Source organism: Sphingomonas sp. (genome assembly GCF_036402235.1).
Taxonomy (GTDB): Bacteria; Pseudomonadota; Alphaproteobacteria; order Sphingomonadales; family Sphingomonadaceae; genus Sphingomonas.
In genome coordinates this window covers 62093-72842 of record NZ_DASWTG010000026.1, presented here as the reverse complement: position 1 = coordinate 72842, position 10750 = coordinate 62093, and the positions used below count along the sequence as shown (strand labels likewise).

12 protein-coding genes are annotated in these 10750 nt (G+C 67.7%); 3 read left to right on the top strand and 9 right to left on the bottom strand.

All coding sequences use genetic code 11. From position 1 onward, the window contains the following. Positions 1 to 48 precede the first annotated feature (48 nt). Genes VGD28_RS05660 through VGD28_RS05650 form a run of 3 tightly spaced genes read right to left on the bottom strand, consistent with a single transcriptional unit; the run spans position 49 to position 3033 of the window. Positions 49 to 564 carry an SRPBCC domain-containing protein gene (locus tag VGD28_RS05660; protein ID WP_331027354.1) on the bottom strand — a complete coding sequence of 172 codons (516 nt, stop codon included), beginning with the start codon at positions 562 to 564 and terminating at the stop codon, positions 49 to 51. A 53-nt stretch (positions 565 to 617) separates the two neighbouring features. After that, positions 618 to 2846 (bottom strand): S9 family peptidase, encoded by a 2229-nt coding sequence (locus VGD28_RS05655; protein ID WP_331027353.1) that lies wholly within the window; start codon positions 2844 to 2846, stop codon positions 618 to 620. Then, complete coding sequence (locus VGD28_RS05650) at positions 2785 to 3033, bottom strand: hypothetical protein (RefSeq protein ID WP_331027352.1); 249 nt, start codon at positions 3031 to 3033, stop codon at positions 2785 to 2787. Before VGD28_RS05650 ends, VGD28_RS05655 begins: the two co-directional genes overlap by 62 nt. Here VGD28_RS05650 and VGD28_RS05645 point away from each other — a divergent pair. Next, complete coding sequence (locus VGD28_RS05645) at positions 3032 to 3745, top strand: hypothetical protein (RefSeq protein ID WP_331027351.1); 714 nt, start codon at positions 3032 to 3034, stop codon at positions 3743 to 3745. The genes VGD28_RS05650 and VGD28_RS05645 overlap by 2 nt on opposite strands. Here the strand turns inward: VGD28_RS05645 and soxR are convergent. Then, a complete protein-coding gene (gene soxR, locus VGD28_RS05640; RefSeq protein ID WP_331027350.1) occupies positions 3739 to 4209 on the bottom strand; it encodes a redox-sensitive transcriptional activator SoxR in 471 nt (156 codons plus the stop codon). The genes VGD28_RS05645 and soxR overlap by 7 nt on opposite strands. Positions 4210 to 4300: 91 nt before the next feature. Here soxR and VGD28_RS05635 point away from each other — a divergent pair, with 91 nt between their 5' ends. Further along, on the top strand, positions 4301 to 4675 hold the full coding sequence (locus VGD28_RS05635; RefSeq protein ID WP_331027349.1) for a VOC family protein: 375 nt from the start codon (positions 4301 to 4303) through the stop codon (positions 4673 to 4675). A gap of 50 nt (positions 4676 to 4725) precedes the next feature. Here the strand turns inward: VGD28_RS05635 and ybaL are convergent, their stop codons facing one another. The 4 genes from ybaL to trmD form a co-directional block, all read right to left on the bottom strand. Continuing rightward, entirely contained in the window at positions 4726 to 6366 is a 1641-nt protein-coding gene (ybaL, locus tag VGD28_RS05630; RefSeq protein ID WP_331027348.1) for a YbaL family putative K(+) efflux transporter, read from the bottom strand. A gap of 220 nt (positions 6367 to 6586) precedes the next feature. After that, positions 6587 to 6958 (bottom strand): hypothetical protein, encoded by a 372-nt coding sequence (locus tag VGD28_RS05625; protein ID WP_331027347.1) that lies wholly within the window; start codon positions 6956 to 6958, stop codon positions 6587 to 6589. A gap of 114 nt (positions 6959 to 7072) precedes the next feature. Then, a complete protein-coding gene (gene rplS, locus VGD28_RS05620) occupies positions 7073 to 7465 on the bottom strand; it encodes a 50S ribosomal protein L19 (protein ID WP_331027346.1) in 393 nt (130 codons plus the stop codon). Between the two features lies 1 nt (position 7466). Then, positions 7467 to 8195, bottom strand: coding sequence for a tRNA (guanosine(37)-N1)-methyltransferase TrmD (gene trmD, locus VGD28_RS05615; protein ID WP_331027345.1), 729 nt, complete (start codon positions 8193 to 8195; stop codon positions 7467 to 7469). A gap of 44 nt (positions 8196 to 8239) precedes the next feature. Between trmD and VGD28_RS05610 the strand changes: the two genes are divergently transcribed. After that, on the top strand, positions 8240 to 9148 hold the full coding sequence (locus VGD28_RS05610) for an NAD(P)/FAD-dependent oxidoreductase (RefSeq protein ID WP_331027344.1): 909 nt from the start codon (positions 8240 to 8242) through the stop codon (positions 9146 to 9148). Here the strand turns inward: VGD28_RS05610 and VGD28_RS05605 are convergent. Continuing rightward, entirely contained in the window at positions 9145 to 10713 is a 1569-nt protein-coding gene (locus VGD28_RS05605; protein WP_331027343.1) for a serine hydrolase domain-containing protein, read from the bottom strand. The genes VGD28_RS05610 and VGD28_RS05605 overlap by 4 nt on opposite strands. Positions 10714 to 10750 lie beyond the last annotated feature (37 nt).

The following is a 10750-nucleotide window of genomic DNA, read 5'->3' as shown; positions in this document are numbered from 1 at the left end:
CTCCGCCAGCCTGCGGCTGACACCTCCCCCTGGCGGGGGAGGATTGAATTAGCCGCCCTGCTCCGCCGCCCTTTTGAGCGCGGGCCATTGCGCCGCGAACACGCCGTCGACCGGCTGCGCGAACCCGGCGAGGCCGTTCGGGTGGTAACCGCCCACCACATAAGTGACGGTCACCGCCGTGCCCTGCCCCTCGGGCTTGAGCACGAAGGTCAGCCGGCCTGTAACCGCACCGCTCTGGAGCGGACCGAACGCGCCGTCGACGCGCAGCACCTTGCCGCGGTCGGCATAGATGACGCGGGCATGCTCGATCGCGCCGCCCGCCAGCTTCTCGCACCAGCAGCCGCCGGGCCGCGGGTCGATCGACAGGTTGGCGGCGATCCCCGAATAGCTGTGGTCCTTGCTCCACCAGACCGACGGCCGGACGATCGTGTCCCACACCTTCTCGGGCGGGGCGGCGATGACCAGCTTGTGAGACGAGACGAACCCGTTGGGATCCGATTTGGTCACCTCGCCCGCCGCCGGCCAGCCCGCCAGCAACCCCGCCGCCACGATCATCCCGCGCATCGTTCCGCCCTCCTGTCGCGGCAAGGCTGATCCTCGTCGCGCGCGCCGTCAATTCATTTCGCGGGCGCGGCGGCGGTGCTGCGGTCGAGGAAGTCGAGGATCGTCTTCCACAGATGGACACTCACTCCCGGCCCGCCGACCTTGTGGGTCTGGCCGGGGTAGAGCATCACCTCGAACGGCACCGCCGCACCCTGCAGCTTGGCCATCATCACCGTCGAATGCTCGAGCACGACATTGTCGTCGGCCATGCCATGGATCAGCAGCAACGGATCGGCGATCTTCGTGGCATCGGCGACCGTGTTCGCCTTGTCGTACGCCGCCTGCACCTTGCGCGGATCGCCCATGTAACGCTCGGTATAATGGGTGTCGTACAGCTCCCACTTGCTCACCGGCGCGCCCGAGACGCCCGCGGCGAAGGTGCCCGGCGCGGCCTGGAGCATCTTGAGCGTCATATAGCCGCCATAGGACCAGCCATAGGTGGTGATCTTCGCCGGATCGACGAAGTCGAGCGTCTTCAGATACGCCGCGCCTGCAAGCTGATCCTTCACCTCGACCCCGCCCATCGCCTGGAACAGGTGATCCTCGAACGCCTTGCCGCGATTGGCTGCGCCGCGATTGTCGAGCACGAACCAGATATAGCCGCGATCGACGATATACTGCTGGAGCGCGCCGCCCCACGCCTTGCTCACCTGCTGCGAGTGCGGGCCGCCATAATGCTGGAAGAACACCGGATATTTCTTCCCCGGCTCGAGCGGCGGCGTGATCATCTCCCAGTGGAGGATCGTGCCGTCGGCGGCCTTGATCGTCCCGAACTGCTTGGCGCGATGCCCGGCGAGATAGGGGGCATAGGGATGGTCGCCGGCGACCTTGTTCTCGTCGATCCAGGCGAGGCGCTTGCCTGCCGCGTCGGTCAGCATCACCTGAGTCGGCTGATCGCCCTTGGAGCGAGTGACGATGATCCGGCTGGCGGCGTCATTGGCCTTGGCGGCGTGCCAGTAGCCCGGCTCGCTGATCCGCGTGACCACGCCGGGCTTACTCAGATCGACGGTGTAGAGATGCCGCTCGAGGACGCCGTCCTTGTTGCCAAGGAAGGTCACCCGTCCCTTCGCCTCGTCCACCCCGACCAGCTCGACGACTTCCCAGTCGCCCTTGGTGAGCTGCGTCCATTTGCCATCCTTGAAGCGATAGAGGTGGCCATGGCCGTCACGCTCGGACCACCAGATCAGGCTGCCGTCACGGAGCGGGCGATAGGCGTCGGACAGGTTGATCCAGCTACGGTCGCCCGATTTCTCGCTGAACAGCACACGCGACTTGCCCGTGGCGGGATCGACCGCGAGCATGTCGAGCACGGTCTGCGCGCGGTTCTGGCGCTGGACCAGCAGCGTCCTGCCGTCAGGCGTCCAGTCGATGCGGGCAAGATAGATGTCGGTCTCGGTGCCCAGATCGACCTTCACCTTGCCCGTGCCGTCGGGGTTGATGACGTAGAGATCGACCAGCACGTTCGCGGTCCCGGCCTTGGGGTAGCGCTGGTCATAGACCTTCGTCCCTTCCGCCCCGATCGCGGCGCGGCTGACGATGCCGACCGGGGACTCGTCGAAGCGCTGGACGGCGATGCGCCGGTCGTCGGGCGACCACCAGTAACCGGTGCGGCGCCCCATCTCTTCCTGCGCGACGAACTCCGCCTCGCCGAAATAGACATTGCCCTTGCCCTCGGTCGTCGCCTTGACTTCCCGGCCGGCGGCGAGATCGAGCACGACGAGGTTCTGGTCGCGCACGAAGCTCGCATACCCGCCCGCGGGACTGATCTCCGGATTGAGCTCGCCGGCCTCGCTCTGCGTCAGGCGGCGCACCTCCCCGCCAAGCGTCGCAAGGTAGAGATCGCCGTCGAGCGGCACCAGGATCGACTTGCCGTCGGGCGCCCAGTCATAGGCGACGATGCCGCGCGTGCCGCCGATGCGCGCACGCTCGCGCTGCATCTTCTCGGCCTCCGACAGCTCGGCGCCGGTGCCGATCTTCTTGCTGTCGACCAGCATGCGCCATTCGCCGGTCGCGGTATCCATCGCCCACAGATCATAGCGGTCGCGATCGTCGGCGCGGTTGCGCAGCAGCGTCACATATTTGCCGTCGGGCGAGAGCTTCAGCGCACGCGGGGTGGTGCCGGCAAGATCAGGGCTGGCGAAGACGCGCTCTAGCGTCAGCTGCGGCGCCGCCTGCTGCGCTTCAGCCGGCATCGCCAGTCCGCACACGCCCGCCATCATCAAACCCGCCAGCCATCGCTTCATCAAACCTCTCCGGAACAAGGCAGCGCTTATTGCGGAGCGGCGGCGGGGCGTAAAGCGCTGTCGGCGGAACAGGTTGCACCGTGAACGGTTTGCGCAGAACGGCGCTTTCGAGAAACGGAAGCGTAACGATGGGGCCGCAACACTTCGTCCGTTCAACAACAGGGGAAATGACGATGAACACCCGCATGACCAAGGGGATTGCCGCCCTCACCCTCCTGGCGACGGCGATGACGCCGGTCGCAGCCGCCGCGCAGGAGAACGACCTGCAGGGCGCACGTGCCGCCGGTGCCGAATCCGAGCTGCAGCGCCGCGGCTACTCGCTCGCCAAGACCTCCGGCGGCTCGCAATTCTGGTGGAACCCGCGCACCGACACCTGCATCCGGGTGAATGTGTGGCAAGGCCGCTACCAGACCGTCGCGCGGGCCTCCGCGTCCGATTGCGGCAAGGGCGGCCCTTCGCCTGGAGCGGTGGTCGGCGCCGCTGTCGCGGTCGGGCTGATCGCGGCGCTGGCGAGCCACAAGAAGAACAAGGGCGACAGCCGCCCCGACGCGGGGCACGATGCCGAGTATGAGCGCGGCTATAATGACGGCCTGTACGGCGCGAATTACGACCGCCACGACAGCGAGGGCTATCACGAAGGCTATCTGGCCGGCGAGACCGAGGCGCAGAACCGCCGCGCCTACAACCGCCCCTATGTCCGCACGGCGCCGCAGGCCGCGCGCGACGCCTGCGCCCGCCGGGCGGACGATTATCAGAACGCCCCATTCGGCTCGAGCGTGCCGATCAGCGTGCGCGACATCGGCCGCGGCAGCTGGGAGATCAGCGTCGCGACCGGGCGCTATCGCTCGCGCTGCATCGTCGACTCGCGCGGCTATGTGAGCGACATCAGCCCCTATTGATCGAGATCGGGCCGCGTTTCGTTCGCAGACAGCACGAAGCGCGGCCCGGGACCGTTGACCGCCAGCCGATCGCCCGGATTGTAGAGGCCGCATGTCTTGAGCGAGAGGCAGCCGCAGCCGATGCAGCTGTCGAGCGTGTCGCGCGTCCGCTCCAGCAGCGCGATGCGGCGGTCGATCTCCTTGCGGAAATGCCGGCTGATCCGCTCCCAATCCGCCTGGGTCGGCGTGCGGCCCTGCGGCAGCTGCGCCAGCTCGGCGCAGATCTCCTCGATCGTCAGTCCCAGCTTCTGCGCGATCAGCGTGAAGGACAGCCGCCTGATGTCCGAGCGCAGGAAGCGCCGCTGGTTGCCACTGGTGCGGATCGGCGAGACCAGCCCCCGCCCCTCGTAGAAACGGATCGCCGAGACCGACAGGCCGGTCCGCGCCGCCAGCTCGCCGATCGTCAGCAGGTCGCATCCGCGCATGCCCGGCCTTTCGTCAAATTAGGGCTTGATCTCAACTTAAGTTGAGGTTGTACCGGAGGCGGGCAATCACGCAACCGCAAAGGATATGTGGATGTCCGGCCCGATCATCGAACACGTCAATCTCACCGTCACCAACCCCGCCCGCACCGCAGCGCTGATGGAGCGGCTGTTCGGTTGGCATATCCGCTGGGAGGGGCTGGCGCGCGACGGGGGCACCTCGATCCATGTCGGCGACGAGCGCTTCTACATCGCGCTCTATGCGCCCCCGGGCGAACCGGAGGCGCGCTTCCCCAAGGGCGCGCCGCTCAACCATGTCGGCATCCTCGTCCGCGATCTCGATGCGATCGAGGACAAGGTCACTCAGGCTGGACTGAAGCCGTTCGCGCATGGCGACTATTCGCCCGGCCGCCGCTTCTATTTCCTCGACTATGACGGGATCGAGTTCGAGATCGTGTCCTATGGGTAAATGAGCCGATTCAATCCTCCCCCTGGCGGGGGAGGATTGCGGGATACTTCCTAAGCCTCGCGCTTGAGCGGGGTGGCGCAGAGGCTGAGCATCCGGCTGGCGATCTCGCGCTCGCCCATCACCACCTCGCCCGCGCCCGCGGCCTCGAGATGCTCGACCTCGGCATCCGAATGGGCGCGGGCGACGATGGCGATGTCGGGGCGGAGCTTGCGCGCCGCCTCGACCACAGCGCCACCCTCGAACCCCTCGGGGATCGCGATCAGCAGCTTGGCCGCGCGCTCGATCCCGGCGGCGGTCAGCGCCTCGGGATCGAGCGCGTTGCCGCGCACCACGTTCAGTCCGGCCTCCTTCGCCTCCTTCGCGGTATCGGCCTGGTCCTCGATTAGGATGAAGCTGCGGCCCCGCGCCTGAAGGTCGCGCGCGATGAGCTTGCCGACGCGGCCATAGCCGATCAGCACGACGTGACCGCGCAGGTCGGCGGTATCGGCAGGCGCCTCGACCGGATCGGTCTTTTCCTGCCGCTTGGGCACGAACCAGTTGAAGATGAACGGGTTGATGAAGATCGACAGCAGCGCGCCGGCGAGGATCAGGTCGCGGCCCGCCGGGGGCAGGATCGCGAGATTGGTGCCGAGGCTGGCGAGGATGAACGAGAATTCGCCGATCTGCGCCAGGCTCGCGGCCGCGGTGATCGCGGTGCGGTGATTGTGCTTGAGCGCACGAACGATCCAATAGGCCGCGACCGACTTGCCGACGACGATGATCAGCACGGTCGCGATCAGCGCGAGCGGCTGATCGACCACCACCTGCGGATTGAACAGCATGCCGACCGAGACGAAGAACAGCACCGCGAACGCATCGCGCAGCGGCAGCGTCTCCTCGGTCGCCTGACGGCTGAGCGGTGTCTCGCCCAGGATCATGCCGGCGAAGAAGGCGCCGAGCGCGAACGACACGTCGAACACCACCGCCGCGCCGAACGCGACCCCGAGCGCTATGGCGAGCACCGCGAGGCGGAACAGCTCGCGCGAGCCGGTATGGACCACCCAGTGCAGTGCCATCGGGATCACCTTGCGCGCGACCAGCAGCATCACGACGAGGAAGCCGGCGATCTTGAACCCGGTCTGGGCGAGCGGCACCAGCAGTGCCGACCAGCTCGCCGGGGCGTCGCTCTTCATCACCTCGGCCAGCGCAGGGAGCAGGACCAGCGCGAGGACCATCACCAGATCCTCGACGATCAGCCAGCCGACCGCGATGCGCCCGCGTTCGGTATCGACGATGCCGAAGCCCTGGAGCGCACGCAGCAGCACCACCGTGCTGGCGACCGAGAGCGCGAGCCCGAACACGAATCCGGCGAGCGGATCCCAGCCGAGCAGCCAGCTCAGGCCCATGCCCATCAGCACCGCCGAGGCGATCTGGCCGATCGCGCCCGGCACCGCGACATTCTTGACCGCGAGCAGATCGCGCAGCGAGAAGTGCAGGCCGACACCGAACATCAGCAGGATCACGCCGATCTCGGCAAGCTCGGCGGCGAGGTTGCCGTCGGCGACGAAGCCCGGCGTGAACGGGCCGACGACGATCCCGGCGAGAAGATAGCCGGCGATGGGCGAGACCTTCAGCTTGTGGGCGATCGAGCCCATGATGAAGGCGATGACGAGCCCCGCGACGATCGTGGCGATGAGCGGCGTGTGATGCATAGGCGTTTAGTGTCCCTGTTCGTGGCCCGGGCCGCCGATGCAGCCCGGGCGGCGGCTCACTCGGTCGTCGCGCCGACCAGGGCCGCGGCGATCGCAGCGCTGCCGGCAATCCCGCTCCAGATCGCGGGTACGAACCACCAGGGCGGCCGTTTGTTGCGTGGCGTTTCCATGACATTCTCCCAATTTCGCCGCCCGCAGGCGGCGGGTTGGCAAGGGAAGGTCAGGGAAGCGGAGGACCACGCGGGCTGCCATCCAGAACAGGAGCCGATGACAGCGCCGGCGCCGCGATCAGCGGCGTGGAAGGAGGGGGAAGGCTGGATCGGGGTGGCGCGAACGCCACCGGCAGCGGCGCGACGGCGATCGCATCGCCCTGCCCGCCCGGCGGCTCATCGTCGCGGCGGATCGCCTCGACCCGCTCGTACGGCCGGGCGCGGCTGGGCTGGAGCGCGACGGCGGTCGTCGCCGGATTGAACGCCGATCCGACCACCGTGGTGCGCGGCATCCCGCCGAACATCAGCGCGGACAACAGCGCGACGACCAGAGCGAGCCAGAGCGGCAACCGTTGCCGCCGCATCTTCGCTGTCAGGATCATCCGCTTCGCCACAGGGCGAAAATAATGCGACTCGGCGGAAATTCAACGCGCCGAAACGAAACGGGGCGCGGAGACCATCGCCCCGCGCCCCGCGCTGTTCGTCTGGCGAGCGGCTTATTCGGCCGCTTCGGCCTCCTTCGACGGGCGCACGTCGCGGCGCTCGGCGATGCGGGCCGACTTGCCGGTGCGGCCGCGCAGATAATAGAGCTTGGCACGACGCACGACGCCGCGACGGACGACCTCGATGCTGTCGATGTTCGGCGAATAGAGCGGGAAGACGCGCTCGACGCCCTCGCCGAACGAGATCTTGCGAACGGTGAAGTTGCTGCCCATGCCCTTGTTGGCGCGAGCGATGCAGACGCCTTCATAGTTCTGGACGCGGGTGCGCTCGCCTTCGACGACCTTCACGCCGACCTTCAGCGTGTCGCCGGGGCGGAAATCGGGGATCTTCTTGTCGGCCAGGAACTTCGCGACGTTCTCGGCCTCGATCTGCTGGATGAGGTTCATCTCATTCGTCCTTCTGTCGCTGCGCGCCAGAGGGAGACTGGACCCGAGCGCCCTCATGGCGCTCCCAAAGATCCGGCCTCCTTAGCCGTGTGTCGATCTCCGCCTGTCGCTTTCGCCAGGCCGCGATCTTCGCATGATCCCCCGATCGCAGCACTTGCGGGATCGTGCGCCCTTCCCATTCGACGGGCCGGGTATATTGCGGATATTCGAGCAAGCCGCTTTCGAAGCTTTCCTCGACCCCGCTGGAAGGCGCGCCCATTACGCCGGGAAGCAGCCGAATGCAAGCGTCAAGCAGCACCAGCGCGCCCATCTCCCCGCCCGAAAGGATATAGTCGCCGATCGAGACCGGTTCGATGGCGCGCGCCTCGAACAGTCGCTCGTCGAACCCCTCGAACCGGCCGCACAGGATCGAGACGCCCGGTCCCGCCGCCAGCTCGCGCACGCGTTGCTGGGTGAGCGGGGCGCCGCGGGGCGTCATCGCCAGCATCGGGCGATCGTAGCCGACGCTGTCGCACGCCGCGGCCAGGATATCGGCCTTAAGCACCATCCCCGCCCCGCCCCCCGCCGGCGTATCGTCGACGGTGCGGTGCCGGTCGGTCGCGAAGTCGCGGATGTGGACGGTGTCGAGCGACCATTTCCCCTCGGCGAGCCCGCGCCCGGCGAGCGAAATGCCAAGCGGGCCGGGAAACATCTCCGGATAAAGCGTTAGGACGGTTGCGGCGAAGCTCATGCCGCCTGTTCGCGGCTCGGCCGCCGCTTGGCAAGGGAGACGGCATGGAGGATTGCATCATCGTCGGCGCGGGACCGGCCGGATTGACCGCGGCGATCTATCTCGCGCGCTTCCATCTTTCGATCCGGCTGTTCGACAACGGGTCGAGCCGCGCCGCGCTGATCCCAAGGACGCGTAACCATGCCGGGTTTCCGGGCGGGGTCGCGGGGACGGGGCTGCTGGCGCTGATGCTGGAACAGGCCGAGAGCTTCGGCGCGACGCGCGAGATGCTGGAGGTGACGCGGATCGAGCTGCTGGACGAAGGATTCGCGGTGCACGCGGACGGCCGCACCTTCCCGGCGCGGTCGGTGCTGCTCGCGACCGGAGTGGTCAACCGCCGGCCGGAAACGATCGACGACGCGACGCACGATGCCGCGCTCAAGGCCGGGCTGCTGCGCTATTGCCCGATCTGCGACGCCTATGAGATGACCGACAAGCGCATCGGGGTGGTCGGCACCGGTGACCATGGGATGCGTGAGGCATTGTTCCTGCGCGGCTACAGCGCCGACGTCACGTTGATCGCGCCCGAGGCGGAGCACCGGCTCGACGCCGATTGCCGGAGCCAGCTCGACGAGGCGGGGATCGCGCGGATCGACGGGCCGTGCGGCGACTTCCGGATCGAGGGCGAGCAGATCAGCGTCGGCACCGCCAAGGGGCGGATGGCGTTCGACACGATCTACCCCGCGCTCGGCTCGCGCATCCGCTCGGACCTGGCGGTCGCGGCCGGGGCAAACGCGTCCGAGGACGGGTGCCTGGAGGTCGACGATCACCAACGCACCTCGATCCCCGGGCTGTTCGCGGCGGGCGACGTGGTCAAGGGGCTGGACCAGATCAGCCACGCGATGGGCGAGGCGGGCGTCGCGGCGACGACGATCCGCAACATGCTCGACGCGCAGCGGCCGATCCGGCGCTAGCTCCCCGGCTGGGGGGCGAAGCGCAGCGCCTGGATCGTCGGCGGATTGGTCGGCGCGAGCAGGATCTGGCCGTCGAGCTTGCCCTTGGCGCAATTCCAGCGGAACCCCGTCGATAGGTTGCCGGTCGGGGCGAGCGGCTCGGCGGTGGCGCAGTCGCCGACCAGCCCCTTGATCCGGGCGAACTCCTTCACCCAGTTCCCGGCCGAGCGGTCCATCAGGAAGTTCATCGCCAGCCTGCCGTCGAGCGGCTGGAGCGTGCCTGCGGCATAGGCGGCGCGCGCCGCATCCTGCATCTGACCGAGCAGCGGGTTGAGCGGGGTCTCGCGCGGCGCGATGGCATTGTTGCGGGCGAGCGCCCAGAGCGACTGCCACACCGGCAGCGACGGCCCCTGATAGGTGCGGTTGGCGAAGCCGAATGCGGCGGTGCCGGTCTCGGGCGCGAGCACCACGAAGCTGCCATAGCCGGGATAGCCGCCGCCATGCGCCAGCGTCAGGCCGAGATTGCAGTCGGGCGTGACGCGGAAGCCCATGCCGTAAGCGGTGGCGTGAACGCAGTGGTCGTCCTCCGCATTGCCGGGCCGCGGGGTGATGCGCACGAAGTTGAGGCCCTGCGCCATCTCGCGCACGGTGGCGCGCTTGACCGGGCCGGTGTCGGCGCCATCGCGCGCGGGCCAGGCGGAGAGCAGGAACGCGACCCATTTGGCATAGTCGTTCGCGGTGGTGACGAGTCCGCCCATCGCGCCGAACGCGCCGTCACGCATCTGCGGCTCCTCGACCCAGCGCTCATTCTCCCAGCGATAACCCACCGCGAGCTTGTCCTTCGGAACTTCACCCACTTCATAGGTCGAGGCGGTCATGCCTAGCGGACGCAGGATCGTGTCCCGGATATAGGCCTGATACGGCTTGCCCGAGACGTTGGAGACGATCCGGCCGAGCAAGGCGTAGCCGTAGTTGGAATATTCGTGCTGGCTCTGCCCCACGCGGCTCCAGGGGACGCCCGCGGCGATCATCGCAGTGAACTCGGCCTCAGTCAGCACCTGCTGGCGGTCGCCCCAGGGATCGTCGGTGACCATGCCCGAGACATGCGCGAGCAGATCGCGGATGCGGATGCGCGGGGCATCGCTGGTGGGGTATTTCCATCCGCGCATCTCGGGGATGTGCTTCTCGGCAAGGTCGTCGAGCGAGAGCTTGCCATCGTCGCGCAGCTTGAGGATGGCGAGCGCGGTGAACGCCTTGCTCATCGATGCGATGCGGAAGCGGGTGTCCATCGTCACCGGCGCGCCGCCGATCGTCTGGACGCCCTGTGTGGAGGAAAGAGCGATCCTGCCGTCCTTGATCACGGCGTAGACGAGGCCGGGTACGGGCGAGCGCTCCTGGAACTTCGTGAATGCATCGCCGATCTGGGCTGCCGCGGCGGGCGGAAGTTGTGCCGTCTGGGCGGTCGCGGGAAGCGGGGCGGCGAGCAGCGCGGTGATCGCGGCCAGGTTGACAAAGTTGACTCGTTTGACGGGTTTCCGCGTGCGGTTGTCAAACGAGGTTGCGGCCGGCTGGTTGCGGTTGCTCATCGCCACAGGCAACCAGAGAAATTCCAACTTTGGAAGC